General features: G+C 53.3%; 16 protein-coding genes and 1 pseudogene. 6 read left to right on the forward strand and 11 right to left on the reverse strand.

What is annotated here, in order from left to right; genetic code table 11:
• The first annotated feature begins 144 nt into the window (after positions 1 to 144).
• Together ACJJIK_RS13030 and ACJJIK_RS13035 are read left to right on the forward strand one after the other, a co-directional pair.
• Positions 145 to 1,185, forward strand: a complete 1,041-nt coding sequence (locus ACJJIK_RS13030; RefSeq protein ID WP_444942992.1) for a glycosyltransferase family protein — start codon at positions 145 to 147, stop codon at positions 1,183 to 1,185.
• Between the two features lie 33 nt (positions 1,186 to 1,218).
• Positions 1,219 to 2,271 (forward strand): glycosyltransferase, encoded by a 1,053-nt coding sequence (locus ACJJIK_RS13035; RefSeq protein WP_444928735.1) that lies wholly within the window; start codon positions 1,219 to 1,221, stop codon positions 2,269 to 2,271.
• 151 nt (positions 2,272 to 2,422) lie between these two features.
• Here ACJJIK_RS13035 and ACJJIK_RS13040 read toward each other — a convergent pair whose 3' ends face one another.
• From ACJJIK_RS13040 to ACJJIK_RS13055, 4 genes and pseudogenes are all read right to left on the reverse strand, one after another.
• Positions 2,423 to 2,698: an IS3 family transposase gene (locus ACJJIK_RS13040; protein ID WP_444945065.1), complete on the reverse strand. Its 276-nt coding sequence runs from the start codon at positions 2,696 to 2,698 to the stop codon at positions 2,423 to 2,425.
• Positions 2,684 to 2,815, reverse strand: a pseudogene (locus ACJJIK_RS13045) (IS3 family transposase); the annotation flags it as partial. The gene ACJJIK_RS13040 and the pseudogene ACJJIK_RS13045, both read right to left, overlap by 15 nt.
• Before the next feature lie 152 nt (positions 2,816 to 2,967).
• Positions 2,968 to 3,111 carry a hypothetical protein gene (locus tag ACJJIK_RS13050; RefSeq protein WP_444942993.1) on the reverse strand — a complete coding sequence of 48 codons (144 nt, stop codon included), beginning with the start codon at positions 3,109 to 3,111 and terminating at the stop codon, positions 2,968 to 2,970.
• Between the two features lie 331 nt (positions 3,112 to 3,442).
• Positions 3,443 to 4,339 (reverse strand): DUF4261 domain-containing protein, encoded by an 897-nt coding sequence (locus tag ACJJIK_RS13055; RefSeq protein ID WP_444928737.1) that lies wholly within the window; start codon positions 4,337 to 4,339, stop codon positions 3,443 to 3,445.
• 226 nt (positions 4,340 to 4,565) lie between these two features.
• Between ACJJIK_RS13055 and ACJJIK_RS13060 the strand changes: the two genes are divergently transcribed.
• Positions 4,566 to 4,982 (forward strand): phage integrase N-terminal SAM-like domain-containing protein, encoded by a 417-nt coding sequence (locus tag ACJJIK_RS13060; RefSeq protein ID WP_444942994.1) that lies wholly within the window; start codon positions 4,566 to 4,568, stop codon positions 4,980 to 4,982.
• 90 nt (positions 4,983 to 5,072) lie between these two features.
• On the opposite strand, the gene ACJJIK_RS13065 is transcribed toward ACJJIK_RS13060, so the two are convergent.
• From ACJJIK_RS13065 to ACJJIK_RS13080, 4 genes are all read right to left on the reverse strand, one after another.
• Entirely contained in the window at positions 5,073 to 5,624 is a 552-nt protein-coding gene (locus ACJJIK_RS13065; protein WP_444942995.1) for a DUF4136 domain-containing protein, read from the reverse strand.
• A gap of 22 nt (positions 5,625 to 5,646) precedes the next feature.
• On the reverse strand, positions 5,647 to 8,031 hold the full coding sequence (locus tag ACJJIK_RS13070) for an MlaD family protein (protein WP_444928740.1): 2,385 nt from the start codon (positions 8,029 to 8,031) through the stop codon (positions 5,647 to 5,649).
• Entirely contained in the window at positions 8,024 to 8,560 is a 537-nt protein-coding gene (locus ACJJIK_RS13075; protein ID WP_444942996.1) for a paraquat-inducible protein A, read from the reverse strand. Before ACJJIK_RS13075 ends, ACJJIK_RS13070 begins: the two co-directional genes overlap by 8 nt.
• A 140-nt stretch (positions 8,561 to 8,700) precedes the next feature.
• Positions 8,701 to 9,351 carry a paraquat-inducible protein A gene (locus ACJJIK_RS13080; protein WP_444928742.1) on the reverse strand — a complete coding sequence of 217 codons (651 nt, stop codon included), beginning with the start codon at positions 9,349 to 9,351 and terminating at the stop codon, positions 8,701 to 8,703.
• Between the two features lie 350 nt (positions 9,352 to 9,701).
• Here ACJJIK_RS13080 and ACJJIK_RS13085 point away from each other — a divergent pair, with 350 nt between their 5' ends.
• Positions 9,702 to 11,225, forward strand: coding sequence for a TolC family outer membrane protein (locus ACJJIK_RS13085; protein ID WP_444928743.1), 1,524 nt, complete (start codon positions 9,702 to 9,704; stop codon positions 11,223 to 11,225).
• A 13-nt stretch (positions 11,226 to 11,238) separates the two neighbouring features.
• Here ACJJIK_RS13085 and waaA read toward each other — a convergent pair whose 3' ends face one another.
• Positions 11,239 to 12,564 carry a lipid IV(A) 3-deoxy-D-manno-octulosonic acid transferase gene (gene waaA / locus ACJJIK_RS13090; protein ID WP_444942997.1) on the reverse strand — a complete coding sequence of 442 codons (1,326 nt, stop codon included), beginning with the start codon at positions 12,562 to 12,564 and terminating at the stop codon, positions 11,239 to 11,241.
• Between the two features lie 103 nt (positions 12,565 to 12,667).
• Positions 12,668 to 13,588, reverse strand: coding sequence for a glycosyltransferase family 2 protein (locus ACJJIK_RS13095; RefSeq protein WP_444928745.1), 921 nt, complete (start codon positions 13,586 to 13,588; stop codon positions 12,668 to 12,670).
• Between the two features lie 230 nt (positions 13,589 to 13,818).
• Between ACJJIK_RS13095 and ACJJIK_RS13100 the strand changes: the two genes are divergently transcribed.
• Together ACJJIK_RS13100 and ACJJIK_RS13105 are read left to right on the forward strand one after the other, a co-directional pair.
• On the forward strand, positions 13,819 to 14,949 hold the full coding sequence (locus ACJJIK_RS13100; RefSeq protein WP_444928746.1) for a glycosyltransferase family 4 protein: 1,131 nt from the start codon (positions 13,819 to 13,821) through the stop codon (positions 14,947 to 14,949).
• Positions 14,942 to 15,607, forward strand: a complete 666-nt coding sequence (locus ACJJIK_RS13105; protein WP_444942998.1) for a YrbL family protein — start codon at positions 14,942 to 14,944, stop codon at positions 15,605 to 15,607. Before ACJJIK_RS13100 ends, ACJJIK_RS13105 begins: the two co-directional genes overlap by 8 nt.
• Here the strand turns inward: ACJJIK_RS13105 and ACJJIK_RS13110 are convergent.
• Entirely contained in the window at positions 15,604 to 16,491 is an 888-nt protein-coding gene (locus ACJJIK_RS13110) for an ELM1/GtrOC1 family putative glycosyltransferase (protein ID WP_444928748.1), read from the reverse strand. The genes ACJJIK_RS13105 and ACJJIK_RS13110 overlap by 4 nt on opposite strands.
• Between the last annotated feature and the right edge of the window lie 198 nt (positions 16,492 to 16,689).

The following is a 16,689-nucleotide window of genomic DNA, read 5'->3' on the forward strand; positions in this document are numbered from 1 at the left end:
TTCGTCTCTCCCTAAGTTTCGGATTTGCCGCGCTGCTTCCGCGACAAGACCCGGGGACCAGCTGTTATACTCTGCGCCCACCGTACCAGCCACTGACTACAGAGGCTATCCGGGTTTCCGTGTTGAATTTCGAGAGTACACGACATGAGAGTGCTGAATATCGCCTATCAGCAGCTGAGACGCTATGGCAAGACAAGGGTTAGCTGGGCGCAGAAGCTCACCTTCGGCCTGATAAAAAATGACCACTACACCCAGGTATTCAGCGACCGCGATATCGCCGCGTTTGAGGCGCCTTTCGGTATTCGCGACCTGGGCGTTACAAAGGCAAACCGCCGCCTGCTGGAAACCGTTGAGGCCTTCGAGCCGGACCTGATCATCGCGGGCCACTGCGATATGATCACGAACGACACCCTAAAGGCCATCAAGCAGCGTTTACCCAACTGCTTTATTGCCCACTGCAATAACGACCCCCTGTTTGTTCCCAGCAATGTCGAGCGAATCAAATACCGTGCGGAAGTCGCCGATGCGGTATTTGTCTCTACCGGACGCCGGGAACTGAAAATATTCGAGGGCTTTGGTGCCCGTGTTTATCACATGCCCAACCCGGTTGAACCCTCGATTGAAAACCTGAATAACGCAGAGCGCACAGATCTGCCGATCGACCTGCTGTTTTGCAGTAACAGCAATAATTTTACCCAGCGCCTACAGATGGTTAAAAATCTGAAAGACGCCCTGGGGGACTCGCTGAACTTTAAAACCTACGGCAGCTTCGGCGAGGCGCCGGTTTGGGGTCGCGACTACGACCGCGCCCTGTCTCAAACCAAAATGGGACTAAACTTCAACCGCCAGGACACCCATTACTGGTATTCCTCCGCGCGCATGGCCCAGCTAGCCGGTAACGGTATTTTGCAATTCACCAGTGACAAGTTGCATTTTGACGAGCTGCTCCCTGCAGAAAGCGTCGTTTATTTCTCCGATGAACAGGACCTGCTGGCAAAAATCCGCGAATTTAACGGCGACGATGCCAAGCGACGCGCCTGGGCAGCGCGGGCCAGGGCGTTTTTCCACAACGAAATGAACTCAAAGCTCTACGCTCAGTACATTGTTGAAGCCACGACTCAACAACCCTTTAGTCACGACTATGCCTGGGCCCAAGATATCAATCTGGATGGCACTCTCAAGTAGTGCCTCGCCTAATTCGATAAGATGCAATAGATTATGAGTAACAACCCTATTCGAGTCGCACAGATACTCGCCGGTGCTGAACACGGCGGTGCGGAGAACTTTTTTGTGCGTCTCGTCAGTGGATTAAATCCCCGCAGCGAAATTTCGGAAAAGGCGTTTATTCGCAACCACGATCACCGGGTACAGACACTGCGCGGTAACGGTGTGGAAACTGAAGGTTTTAAATTCGGTGGCAAGCTGGATTTTCTCGGCCGCAAAAAATATCGGGACGCCCTCAATCAATGGCAGCCGGATATCGTAATGACCTGGATGGGGCGCGCCACCTCAATTACCCCCAGCTCTGAAAAATACCTTTTGGTCAGCCGCCTCGGGCACTACTACAATCTTAAATATTACCGCCATGCGGATTATTGGATCGGCATCAGCAAAGGTATCTGTCAGCATTTGCGGGATGGTGGCATCCCCAAGGATAAGATTTTCCATATCCCCAATTTTGCCGACGAGACACCGGTTGATCCGCTACCCAGAAACAGCTTCAACACCCCGGAAGACAGGCCCCTAATCCTCTCTGCCGGCCGCCTGCATATTAACAAGGGATTCGACACCCTCCTCCACTCCCTCACCCAGATTCCCAATGCCACTTTGTGGCTCGCCGGTAGCGGCCCCGAGGAGAGCAAGCTGAAAGCTCTGTGTCATCAGCTCGGCCTGGAGGAGAGAGTGCGCTTCCTGGGTTGGCGCAACGATGTCACCGCCTTGATGCGCACTGCGGATTTGTTTGTATGCCCCTCGCGGCACGAAGGCCTGGGTTCTATTGTGATGGAATCCTGGGCCCACCGCTGCCCTATAGTGGCGACGAACTCCCAGGGCCCCGGAGAGGTAATAACCAGCGGCAAAACCGGCCTGATTACCCCTATCGATAGTGCCGATGAGCTGGCCAGGGCGATAAAATCCGTTATCGAAACGCCGGAACTACGCCAGAGCCTAATAGAAAATGCAGCCGATGAATACGCCAAGACCTATAGCAAGCAGGTTATCGTCGACTCTTATATCGATCTCTACGACAACCTGGTGAAGAAAGGGCGCTAATGGCAATAGCGGCCAGCGATATCCCAGCAGTGGATTAAAGCCCCCCTGCGGCGAACCTTAAGCCGCAGGGGTATCGCAGCCCTTTAATTAAAATTATCGACTCCTGGCTGTGCTGGGCAGCTGTTTCGGTCAAGTCTAACTGGACACCTCTTTAAGCATATTCCTCAAATTCGATAGGGGTTACATACCCCAGTGTTGAATGTATCCTGCGTGAGTTGTAATAAGCAATATAGGCTCTTACATCGGTTATCGCATCCTCCCTTGTTGCATAGAGATTCCCCGTCAACCATTCCCGTTTCAGGCTGCTAAAAAAGCGTTCCGTCGATGCATTCGGTGAGAAATTCCTATTCAGAAGGTTTTCCGCGATCGGTAGTTGCTGTTTGCTATCTGTCGTCAGTGTAAATCGCTTCTTGCGTTTTACTGTCAAACCTAGCTTCTTCATTAGCTTGCGGACTCGATAGCGAGCAATTTTAAAGCCTTTTTTGCATAATAGCTTCATTAGCCGGCGGATTCCGAGACTCTGCCGAGATTCAGAAAATAAGGCCTTTAAACGATGGCATAGTTTTCATGTCTAGCTATCTATTGAGCTATCACTGCGCTGACACCACTCGTAATAGCTACTCTTATTTACCCGCATCACTCGGCATAACGTCCTAACTGGAAAGCTGCCTTGCTGTTCTTTAATAAAGTTGTACTTTACTTCATTTCTTTCGCAAAGAAGGCACTGGCCTTTTTTAGGATTTCTTTCTCCATCCGTAACTGCTTGTTTTCGCGTCGCAACCGATCCAATTCAGCGCGCTCGCCGGCATCCAGCCTTACTCCGCTCTCTTCCTGCTTCAACTCTTTTCCCTGCGTCGCAGGTTGCTGGCAGTGGTACAGCCTCTGCAGCTTTAAAAATCGAATACCCTTGCTCAGAGACTAGGGCTACGGCGTCTTTCTTGAACTCCGGATTGAATTGCCGGCGTGTACCTTTCGTTGTCATACATCACCTCGCTTGGTAGTTTTACCATCTTAGCGAAGTGTCCGGAAGTATTAGACCACTTCATACCCCAGTTCTTTGTTACAAGTCTTCCAAAACTCTAGATTTTGATAAAGAAGATTATTCGTTGTTTGTACTTAAAAGGGCTATAGGAGTCTATTAGTATAGACCCTTAGGTCCGCATATTACTTTTTAGCAATGATTTATCTCAGATTCTGATATAAATTCAGCAACAAATAGCTCATCTTTACTAGCAAGAAAGTATTCTTGATCAGTATTAAGTCGTAATTTCATAAATACATCTTCGCCAACTTGCATCGTATTTCCCGCTGCGAATTTCGCGCCTGACTCCAGTAAATAAGAAAATACGTTACAAAATATTTCGAATATACCCTGACTAAATGAGTGGTCTTCCACTAATGATGCCATGTCAGGTAAACCAAGTAATGGTGCTCCGTATGTCCTTAACCAGACTCCATCTATACCTTCAACTTCATACTTAACAAAGCCACAGTAAAGAATTGGCAAGGGAAGTGACTTAAGAAACTCAAAGATATCTCCTTCGACCTCATTTCCAGACAACGCAATAGCAGGAAAAGAAGTATGCCCACTTTCGTTAGTAACTACGATTGCACCAAAATCAGCTAGAAAACCACCAACTAATGCTAACGAGGTATATTGAGCTATTGGATTGTTATCATAGCCTTTGTAATAAAGAATCAAATGTGCCCGATGGGATCTAGCCTGATCTTTAAGTTCCTTGCCATAATGGGATGGTGTAATACAGCGCTCCAAAGAATCAGATGGGAATGGTTGGTTAAAGCCTACAATCTGAATGACGTGCTCTCCCCAACCTACAAGCCCAATTGGTGTTCCACTATTTTTTAGCTCTTCATCAATTTCAACTTTTGCTTTGGCTAAACTTGGGTGATATGAGTTAAACTTTTCTTTTAACTCGCACGCACTAAATTCAAAACTTTTCTTGAAAAGAACCTGTAGACTAAGAGGGTGATCAAGTTCAGGATTTGCAACTAAGCCTCGTTCAAAGACTGTTTCTTTTTTCCCGAAAAATCTAGATGTTATGCTCATATTCTTCCACTTTATTTGTGTTCACTACCGTTGAGTGCGTAGTGGTAGGACAGCCAGTTAGCCGACTGCCCCCACGCAGATCCGGACGTGCGGAATTATCGCATCCGGCTCCTCAGTTATATTATTTACCGCGCAGCTAAATCCTATCAAAGCTATTCACTCCACCCATCTTCACCTTTTCACCCAATGACTGAAGTGCATAAACTCAGATTCAACTGAATGTGCTGTGCGGCGCTTGTCTGGGCATTTCAATGTCTGCCCCGATAAACTCGAACAATATTTTTCTGAGCTAGTGGACTCCCACTCTTGGAGTACCGTTAAGGTTGATCGCAATGGCCTACAGTTCTTCTGGAAGCATATCCTCAAGCGCGAGTGGCAGTGGCTGGATATCGTCAAAGCACCCAAAATTCAGTCGTTACCCGATATTCTCACGCCACAGGAGATTACGCAACTTATCGGGGCGGCACGTAAACTGCGCTATCGTGTTTTTATTCTCACAACTTATTCCATGGGCTTGCGATTAAGTGAAACACTGGCTCTTGAAGTTGGGGATATTGATGCAGGGCGCAAGCAAGGATTGTTTAAATTAACCACTCTGAATAACTCAGAAATCCTGGCCACCAACGCCTATGCTCAGGGTTAACCTATTTGTAGTAGCATAAAAAAGCAGCCACTAATATTTCAGTGGCTGCTAAATTAATGGTTAATTTTTCTTGTTGAGACAAAGGCTTATTTATTGATAAGCCGGCGGTAAGTTGCGCAACAATTCACTGACACCATTGGCAATCAATCGCTGGCGCAGCTCAACACTATCGGGGCGTGTTAATAGTTCACTGGCTCTCCCCCCCCAAATCACAGCACCTCCGGGGCGGCCAATGCCTACACTCATAATCACCAGCGGTGCATCCGTCAGGGGCGGCAGCTCCACCACACCTTGGGGAGCGTTGCTGTCAAACTGCTTGTCCCAGCTGGGGTCCCGTGTGTCACCAGAGAAAAACTCATCGACTACCGCAACCTGGTAATCCACAACCATATCCGCATCCTGGTCCTGAGCCACTTGGCGATAGCCCCGCTGCTGCAACGCTGCGGCAACCATATCGCGCATTTCTTCATCCAGCTCCACCAGCTGGGCAGAGGCATCAGTTGTGCCACTCAGTGGCGCGACTCCCCATTTATAAGTGCTAAAAGCGACCGCTGGCTCGCCGGTAGTGACTCTCTCTACCTGTAGCTCCTGGCAACCCGCCAACAGCAGCACCACAAGTAAGCCTGTTGATAAATAGCGCATAAAAACTCCTACATTTCCGTACTTATTTTACCGGTTCAACCGTGCTGTAAAGTTCTATCTTGGGGCTCCAGGTATACCACTTGGGATCGGCTTTTGGGTAGAGGGGAAAATGACTTCCCGACTCCACCTCAAACCCCATAAAGGGGGCTTCTGGCGTAGCAAACGCGATGCCCCCCTGCAACAGCGCCTGGGCCGATTCCGTATTGATATTAAGGCCGCTTTTCAAGCCAAAAGTCACCTCCACACCGCTGGCATTCCAAAACACCGTGTGCTCCCGTACCAGGGGCTGGTATTGGGGTTCAATATGAACATAGATGTACACTCGATCAGCATACTCTCCCAGGGCAAAACCGGTAACCTCCCCCACTTTTACTTGGCGGTAATAAACCGGACTTCCCGCTACCAATGAGCCCCGCCTGGCAGCGTCGAGGATAACCCCCAACCCGGGGCGGCTTAAGGTTTGCGCTAAGTCCTCGCGCGGCGCCTGCGCTAAAGCGTAAAACTTGCGCTGCGGATCGCCAGATCCCGGTTCAAGCGCCAAATAGCGCCCGCTAATCAAGGTGTCCAAGTGGGCGATCTTGTCGATACCGAGTTGTGGAGAGACCACCCATATGCGGGTTCCGGCCCGGGCAAACTGCTCCCCTCTGTGATAGAGCTTAGCCCTGGCCCATACCTCTCCCAGAGTGGGATCGAGCCTCAAGCGGGTAATTTCTCCAACTTGCACCCCGCGGTAGCGCAAAGGCGCTCCAACCTTTAAGCCCTCGGCACTGACAAGGCTGATCTGGATCTGTATCCCCTCCTCCAGCGCCGCTTCGCGGGTGCGATAGAGTGGAAACTGATCGCCGTTTTTCGCCGGCTCACCTTTACCAAGGTCCTCCCGCCGTATACCAAACGCAACACCGCCGCGCAGCAGCGATATCAGTGAATCCGCTTCCACTTCCACGCCCTCAGTCAGGCTGGCACTGGCGCGCAATCCGCTAATATTCCAAAATCGAACGCCCTTCTGCACAAGGTGTGCATAACGCGGCTCTATTACCACATAGACCTCAACCCCTTCGCCATCCCCACGCAACTCCATCCCCTGAACGGTTCCCACTTCTATACGGCGAAAGTAAACGGGGGCTCCTCGCTGTAGAGATCCCAGATTGCGCGAAGTGAGGCGCAGGTGTAACCCCGGCACACGGGGGTCCATGGGCGGCGCGGAGGTTCGCGCAGTAAAAGTGCGCTGTGAGCGCTGCCCTTTGCGTAAATCCGCTTCGATACGGTTCCCCTGAATTAAATCATTGAGTCCGCCAGTCAAATCAAAGGTCGGAGGAGCCAGCCAAAAGCGGGTATTCTCAGTGAGAAGCTCATCAATAGCCGGGTCCATCAGGACGGTGACTTCCATACCATTTAAATAGCGGTTTGCCTTAGTCGCACTAACCTCCCCGACCTGGATACCCTGGTAATACACCCTGGTAGTTTCCGGGGTGACATTGACCCCCTGATCAAAATTGAGGGTCACTGGAATACCCGCATCAGCTGCGGAAAAATTTTTGTACAACTTGAACTCGCTACCATTGACCGCGAGTGGCGATTGGCGCTGATTTTCTGGGGTATAAAAACTGACGCCTCCGGCAAATAGTGCGGCGAGGGATTCCAAATTGATATTAATGCCGCTAATACCCCCCTCAATAGATACTCCCGAACTATTCCAAAAACGGCTGCCCCGATGAAGCAGATAGGCGTACTCACGGCGAATAAATACGTCTATTCGCACTTCATTTCCATCGCGATCCAAACGGTAATCTGCGACCTGCCCCACCCGCAGCTGCCGGTAATATACCGGCGATCCACGGCTCAAAGAACCCAGGCGATGGGATTGCAGAACAACCCGCAAACCATCCCCTCGAATAAATGCGGGCGGCTGATCCAGTGCGACAAAGTTCCGCTTGCGCTTTCCACTACCCGATTCAACCGCAATATAATTACCGGATAGCAGCGTTTCCAAACCGCGAATACCGGTAATGGAAAGCTCAGGTTTTACAACCCAAAATTCAGTCCCCTCCACCAGTAAATACTCTGCGCTGCGATTTAAGCTAACCTCGGCTAAGACACCATCGGCGCCATTAAGCGCCTTGGCATTCGGCACCAGGCGCACATCCTGCACCACACCGATATCGACCCCCGAGTATTTCACCACTGTTTTCCCTTTCACCAGGCCATCCCCGGAGTGAAAAAGGATTGTCGCCTTAACATCGCCCTCGGAAATATCCTGATAGAGCAACCAGAGCGCAATAAACCCTGCGATTAACGGCAGAATCCACACTAAGGGTAAGCCCCTGCTACTTCGCACCTCCCCCCGCTGGGCGCCGCCATCCAGGCGCGCCTCTGCATTGGCATTTTGCGCGGGGGAATCCTCAGCCATTTTCCGCCGCACTCCCCCGTGCAGTTTCGGCAACTATTGCGGGCTTAGAGCAGTCGCCATCATACGCATCCCAGATTAAACGGGGATCACAGGTCCGCGCTGCCAACATAGTGACCACCACCACCGAAGCAAAAGCTGTGGCGCCCGCACCGGCGCTTACCTGGGCAACAAAGCCCATATCCACTAACGAAACCAAAATAGAAATCATAAATAGGTCCAGCAGAGACCAGCGCCCGATACCGGAAACCACCCGGTAAATTTTCATCGCCTGAATGGGATCAAAAGCAGCACGCCACTGAATTTGGATTAGCAGTAATACCAGGCCGAGCAATTTCATGACCGGCACTGCGATACTGGCAATAAACACGATTAGGGCGATACCCCACATGCCGCTATCATAGAGTTGCATTACTCCACTGATAATAGTGCTGGGATCGCCGGCGCCCAGATAAACGACCGTCATCACTGGCAAAATATTGGCTGGCAGCAGCAGTAGAGCACCGGTAATCGCCAGGGCCCAGGTCAACATCAAACTGCCCTCAATGCGCCCGTGTACCCTAGCTCCGCAGCGAGGGCAGCGACAGCGGCCCCCGCTCGGTAAAATAATTAACTGATGGCAACACAAACAGCTGGTTAAGCCCTTATTTAGCCCTTTACCTGGTACGCCACTCACAACACTGATTCCTTGTGCGCACGGCGCTGGGCCAAGCGCTGCCAAATTGCCGCCTGATCAAAACTCAGGGAGGATAGATTGGCCAATAGCATCGTGGCCGCAAAACAGTACAAACCCGCTCCCACCGTCATCTGGCCCAGGTCCTGTAATTTAACCAGGGCCACCAAGATCCCGAGCATATAGACATCGAGCATGCCCCACTCTTTTAGATGCTGATAAAAACGCACAGCGTTGGATACTGGCCGATCTAGCCACCCCCAGGCACTGCCACAACAAATAAATAACAAAAGGGCAAATTTCCCCACTGGCGCCAAAACACTACAAAATAGCACCAGTATAGAAAGCCAAATAAACCCGGCTTTAAAAAGAGAGTAAACGCCATTTAGCAGAGTGCTTTCTGCACCAAACGAGAACAGGGAAAAATCCAAAAGTGGTAGAGTGGCCGAGGGAATAAATAATAAAAGACCGGTGAGACTGAGCGCTGTCGTGAAATAAATACTGTGATTGCCATTGCGGTGTAAAGTACAGCGACACCGGGGGCAAACCAGCTTTTGTCCCGGCGGGGCCAGCCCTCCGGTCAGGAGCAGATCGCATTCATGGCAGGCCCTCTGCCAATCGCTCAGCACCTCGTTGCGCCCCGCGTCCATGGGCTTTCAGTCCTTGCCTTATTCTGCATAATATTTGCCGCATCCAAATGCTTATGAGGTGCGTCTATTGAAATATAGGCGCTCAACCATTATTCAAGAGCCCTGTATTATTGCCAAAAAATTACCGATAACCGCATGTAGACGTCGGTTTAACGAAGATATAGCAAAAATCCGCAAGCCGTCTCGACGGTCGGTTTACCCCCGGGTAAACTCTCGCGACAGCTACTGGGGAGACTGGCAATATTAGTAATAACCGCAAGCTGGAGCCTCTATATCCCCACTGCATAACGGCAGCTCCAGATAACTTGCCAACGCTTGAAGACCCTACCCGCCACAGGAAGTCGAAATAGATGAAAAGAAGTAACCGCGCCGAGCCACAAGGCCGCAAGTTGCGTCCACTGAAAAAACTAATCGCCGCTACGCTGCTGGGCCTGGGCGCCATGCAGGCACAAGCCGACACCCTGTGGGATATCTATACACAGGCACTGGAGAATGACCCGGAGTTGGCTGCCGACCGCGCTACTTACCATGCGGGCATTGAGTCCAAAAATCTGTATCGCGCCTACTTGCTTCCCCAGGTGGCGGCCAGCTACACCGCCGAAAGAAGCCATACTGATTCCTCCGGCAACTCATTCCAGCTTGTCGATGTCAGTGGAGAGGGAGAGCCGGAAGATATCCAGCCGGTAGATTATAGATACAGAACCACTAACTCCGTGCAAAACAGAAGCTACGGCGCCAGCCTCGATCAAGCTATTTTTGATGCACCCGCCTGGTTCGACTTTCAGCAGGGCAAAAAGCTAACTGAGCAGGCAACGGCAGAGTTCAGTGCCAATCAGCAGGACATGATGATTCGCGTTGCCACCGCCTATTTTGATGTATTGCGCGCATACGATGTTCTCGAAGCTGCGATTGCCGAAGAGCAGGCCCTGGCCAAACAGCTGGAACAGACACAGCAGCGCTTTGAAGTGGGTCTCACCGCCATTACCGACGTCTACGACTCCCAGGCCGCTTACGACAGCTCTGTTGCCCGTCGCCTCACCGCCCAGGACGACCTACTCAGTAACTTTGACGCCCTGTCAGTACTGACCGGTGGTTATCACGCCGAGCTCGCCCCTCTGGTTGCCGACTTCCAGGTAACGCCGCCGGTTCCCGCCGATCGCGCTGACTGGGTTGAGTTTGCCCTGGCCAATAACTACACCTTAAAAGCGGCCCGACTCGGCGCGGATGCCGCCCGTTACAGTGCCCGCTCGGCGGCCAGCGAGCACCTCCCCACCGTCACCGGTACTCTCGCTTACTCGAAAGCCACGAGCAGGGGGGAGGAAAAGGCCCGAACATTCGACACCTCGGGGACCCAGCTCACCAGCTTCCCCGAAGATGCTGAGAACTGGGAATCATCGGCCTCGGTGACGGTATCTGTGCCCCTCTTCACCGGTGGCCTGCTCAGCGCCAACCGCCGCCAGGCCCGCAACCTGGCCTTCCAGGCCCAGGACCTGAGTACCCTGACAGAGCGAAACACCATCCAAACCACCCGCACTCTACACCGCGCGGTCGTTACCGATGTATCCCGGGTCTCCGCCCGCGAACAGGCGGTTGTTTCAGCCAAAAGCGCACTGGATGCCACTCAAGCGGGATATGAAGTGGGCACTCGCAATATTGTCGATGTATTGCTGGCACAGCGCACCCTGTTCCAGGCGCAAACCGATTACGCCAATGCGCTTTACGATTACATCCTCAATTCACTGAGTTTGAAGCAGACGGCGGGATTGCTCTCCCCCAAAGATCTCCAGGACTTAGACAGCATGCTAAACCCCGCAAGCAATGTAGCCCGGGTGTCTGAATCCGCTACAACCAGCCTGCCAGCCCCGTCCAAGTAAACGGGGGCTGTAGTCACCAGAGAGCAGGATTTTTATCCTCTCTCTGGGCCTCATTTTGCAGCACTAAACTTTCCACTTCGCCCATTAAGCGCTGCAAGGCACCACTGTTTTCTGCTGCCACCTGCTGTCCTCTTTTCCCGGCGGCCTTTCTCTGCCCCACATCTTCCAGCCAAACCTGAACCTGTGAAGCCATTGACTCACTACCGTCGACTACCGCCATAGCCCCAGCCTCTTGCAGCAAGTGGGATACCGTGGCGAAGTTATGCAGGTGGGGGCCGGAAATAACCGGTACCCCCCAGGCGGCGGGCTCGATCATATTATGCCCGCCGACAGAAACCAGGCTGCCCCCCACAAAGGCGATATCACAGGCACCATAAAAGCGCAGTAACTCCCCCATGGTATCGCCCAAAAGAATCTCATCAGTGGCTTGGATCGCGCTGCCTTTACTCCTGCGCACCAAGCTAAACCCCCGCTCCCGGCACAGGCGTGCAACGCCATCAAAGCGCTGCGGGTGCCGGGGCACCAGTACCAGCAATAGGTCGCTGAATTCTCTCTTCAGAATGGAGAAGGCCTCTAGGACAATCTCATCCTCCCCCACATGGGTACTCGCCGCCAACCATATAGGCCGGGAGGACTTCCCCCGCCACTGGTGCGCCAGCACCTGGGCTTCACTGGCCAACCCCAGATCAATACTGAGATCAAACTTGATATTGCCGTTGGCCACGACTCGCTCCGCCGGCAAACCCAAATCGATAAACCTCTGCATATCGGCGGGGTATTGCGCCACGACGCGCTCCAGGTTGCTCAACATCCCCCGGCTCAAAGCGGGAAAGCGCCCGTAACCCCGCGCAGACTTCTCACTCAAGCGCGCATTGGCCAATAGGGTGGGGATATTTCTGCTGGCACAGAACTTGAGTAAGTTGGGCCAGAGCTCCGTTTCTACAATCACCAGCGCACTGGGGCTGAGCGCATTGAGAAATGGCGCCAGGCATTCGGGCAGGTCATAGGGCAGATAGTAATGAAGTAAGCGGCCACCCAGAACGGGCTCTAGGGCTTCCTGTACACGCTCAGACCCCGTCGGGGTTGTCGTCGTCACCAGCCACTGCCAATCGGTGTGGCGAGCCGCCAGCTTGGAGATCACCGGCACGGCTGCCAGGGTTTCACCCACAGAAACGGAGTGAACCCAGATTAACGGTGCCCGGCTGTGCCTTTTAGGTACCTGCCCCAAGCGCTCCCGCAAACGCTGCCGGTAGGCGGGCTGACTGCGCCCTCGCCACCAGAGGCGCAACAGAATTACAGGTAAAAACAGGCGAAAGAGCCAGGAGTACAGTGTTTGCATGAAGCGGGCGTCACCAAAAGATCAATTTTGTCATCGGGGAAGGCGCTATGATGACGGTTATCTCTTCTAGGGAAAACACCTGCGCAGTGGCAGTGGCAAAATATTAGTGATCCACCACCCGATAAAACTCCGAGCGCACCCCAAAGACACCACAGGCCATACCCGCAGAGCGACAGGCGCGCAGCCAGGGGCCCGACGCCAGGCGCTTACCGCCGACGATCAAGCCCAAAATACAGCCGATGCCAGAGATCAGCAATTGCCCCAGCGCAGAGACAAAGATGCTGGCGTGGCCGCGTCCCTTGGCAAGCTTGTGCTTTGCCAGGGTAATACCGGCGGAAAATTTTCTGCGCGATAGCCAGCGCATATTGGCGCGGCTCTCCGGTACAGACTCATAGACCCTAGCTTCCAGGCAATAGACGATTTTTCCGCCCTTTGCCTTAAACTCTGTGAAAAAAATCACATCGGTACCAGCACCGAGGGGATCTCGCTCATTAAACCTCAAACCCAATGAGCGAATACTGTCCATCGGTATTAGTACGTTACTGGTTGCGCAATAGTTGAGCTCTTCACCAGTTTTACGCTTCTGTCGATAAAAAATCTGTGAGTAATAGGCCGGTACAGTGTCGGGCCAACGACGAACAACACTGCCACAAACTACGCGGTTGCCCCCCAGCTCTTGGGAATAGGTGTAGAGCTCCGTTAACCAATCGGACTCCACCCATTCATCATCATCGATGAACACCAGGTAGTCTGCTTCCCTAGTGTTCAGTTCATCGATACAGCGGTTGCGCGCACAGGGGATTCCGCGGCGCTCTTCAACCGCGCAGTGGAGGGGGAAGGGAAAGCTCGCCGACAGCTCCTCTACCACAGCCCTACCCGCCTGAGCGTCCGAATCGTTATCGACAACCAGTGCCGCCACATTCAAATCCGGCGGCAATTGGAGTTTGGCCAGGCTTTGCAGGGCTCTGCGAAGCCGCTCCGGTCGCTGATAAGTACAAATACAGATCACTAACAAGGGGTGCAAGGTAAACTCCAGATAACGGCCAGGTACAAATCGAATACGGGCTGGATATAAGAGGGAATCAGCCTATACCCTTAAGAATGACCTGTCTATAATATCACTTTTGCCAAATGTTTTATCAGGGCATCTATGCTCCACACCACCCGCTTTTGCCCGACCTTTCCCGCTAATACACAATCTGTTATCCAAATTAATTTAAAGAACAAACGCTATAACCGCTGGTATCTCTCCCCATGAAAATTATGCAACTTCTGCCCGCTCTAAACTCTGGGGGAGTCGAGAGGGGAACCCTTGATCTCGCTCGCTTCCTGGTGGCAGGCGGTCACCAATCAGTCGTTGTCTCCAGCGGGGGAAGCATGGTCGAGCAGCTCAAAGCAGAGGGCTCGACCCATATTGAGCTGCCAATCCACAAGAAATCGCTCCTCAGTCTGTTGCAGGTCCGGCCGCTTCGGGAGCTTATTGCCCGCGAAAAACCCGATATCCTCCACGTGCGCTCCAGGGTGCCCGCCTGGCTAACCTACCTGGCCTGGCGCAACCTAGCCCCAGCCGAGCGCCCCCGTCTCGTCAGCACCGCTCACGGTCTTTACTCCATCAACCGCTACAGTGCGATTATGGCGAAAACCGAACAGGTGATCGCTATTTCCGGGTGTGTAAATAACTACTTACTGGAAAATTACGCGGAGTATTTACAGCGGCCCCCGCAAATCGTCTACCGGGGAGTCGATACCGACGAGTTCAATCCCGCGCGCCGGCCACCGGAATCTTGGTACCAACAAATACACCGGGAGTTCCCCCAACTCGCCGGCAAGCGCTGGCTACTGCTGCCGGGGCGCCTGACACGCTGGAAGGGGCAGGAGGACTTTATCGACCTGATCCATCAATTGGCCGAGTGCCGCAACGATATCCACGGCATCATTCTCGGCGGGGCGGAGAAGAACAAGCAGCACTATGCCGATGAACTAGCGCAAAAAATTCGCGCGCTAAAGCTTGAGAACCACGTCACATTAGTGGGCCACCGCAGTGATATCCGCCACTGGTACAGTGCCTCCAGTTTGGTGTATAACCTATCACGTCGACCCGAGCCGTTTGGCAGAACCGTTATAGAGTCCGCCGCGATGGGCACACCGATCATCGGTTATAACATTGGGGGCCCGGCCGAATCACTGCGCGCCTGCTTCCCCCAAGGGCTAGTGGATATCAATGATTCAAAAGCTTTATTTGCGCGCACTCAAGAGCTGCTCGACAGCCCGGAACAAAAGCCCCACCTATCTACCGACTTCACCTTGGGAAGACAGGCCGAACACACCCTTGAAATCTACAAAAGCCTACTCTCAGAGCGTACCGGAGCCAGCCCGAGTGATTGATTTAAGCCAGAGCGAGCCGTTTGCCAGTGGAGGCAATCGCTTTTGCTACCGACATCCGGAACAAGCGGAAATTTGTGTCAAGGTCATGCGGCCCAGGCGGACCGCAGAACTATTGGGGCGCGCGCCCTGGTATAAGACTTGGCGGGGGGAGTCCTATTTTGATGACAATCTTCGCGAGCAAGAGGGCTATAGCCAGCGGGCGATAGCCGCTAATCGAAGTGGACTCTGGCAGCATCTCCCCCGCTGGTACGGAATACAGGACACCAGCCTCGGCCCCGCCGCCGTCACCGATATGATCCTCGACAGCGATGGCAAACCAGCGCCAACCCTGCGCCAATACCTCAACCAACACGGTCTCAATGACGAGATACGCGCATCTCTACAGCGCTTTTCCCAGTGGCTGCTCGAATATGAAGTGCTCACCAAGAATCTGATTGCTCACAATCTGGTCCTGCGGGAAGAGCAGGGCGAGCTACAAGTCTATCTGATCGATGGGCTGGGCTGCGCTTCTTTCCTGCCTCTGCCCAAGGTTTCCAGCTACTTCGCAAAGCGCTATATCCACCGCCGCATTGAGCGTATGTGGCTGAGGGTCGAGTGGGAGATCTCCGACAAGGAAATCCCCTGGCGAAAATTTGAGGCCGAGGGGCTCAAGCGCTAGCGACTTGGCAGCCCCGAGCGGCGCAACAGTGCCTGAGCACACAGCAGATACTGATCCAGGGGTTGACGCTCACCCCCCTCTTTCAGCTCAAACTGCTCGCTGATCGAGCCCTGATCCAAAAGCCGCAGAACCGCTGAACGCACCTTATTGGAGCGGCTGCGGCTCGGTACCCGGATAACGCCCACCTGCGCCCGACTTTGCAGCGACTCAAAAAGCATCGAGATGCTGTCCTCAGTAACCCAGATTCTCTCCGCTTGTGACAGCTGTTCTTGCAGCCAACCCACCGGGCAGGAGCGCCAATCAATCAGCTCTGCGCCACTTTTTTCCAACTGCGCCATAGTGCCCGGTGGCGTTCGCCGACTATCGGAAATGCACCAGCGCAAAGGCTGAGCCACTAAGTCTTCAACCTGATCGCGGATTGAGTCCGGGTCCCAGCGGTAATGCTTACTGGGGCCCCCCAATAAAATAAGTCCCTTGCCGGCTTGTAGCCCATCGCCTTTAAGGGGTTCAGTCAGCGCGCCCTGACTCACAATCACATTGGCCAGGGGCGGGGGGCGATCGTGTTCCGGCACAATGGCAAAATCAAACCAGCGATAGGGCAACTGAGGGCGGTTAATAGCCACTGTGCGGCCGCCAAACCGATGCCGGGCGGACAACATAGGAAGGCGACTGCGGCGGCCGGTGCCAATCAAAAAATCCGGGGCGGGCAGCCCCTCGAGCATCTCTGCCCGCTTTAGGGCAATGCGGCGGGCGGTGTACTCCGGCGGTATCTCAAAAGCCTGTACCTCTCCGGCATAGCGCCGGCGCAGCCCTTCAACCAAAGCCGCACTCTGCTTTTCATGGGCCCGATTGCCATCTAAAAAACACCAAACAGTCAGTTGCAAGATAGAATCCTAAACTACTCAAACAGCGGGGGGGTGGCGAGTGTACCTAGCACTCAGCGGTGCGGCTAGCGTGGCAAGGCCATGGGAGCTCCAGTATACTGGCCCGCTTACCTCGACAGGGCTCCACAAACCCATATAGCAGGAGGCTCGTTAAAGCGCTCAGCCCCAACAGGGTCCGCTTTCACTTTGTGTAAAGCC

Source organism: Microbulbifer regidiadema (SeqCode) (assembly GCF_052466995.1).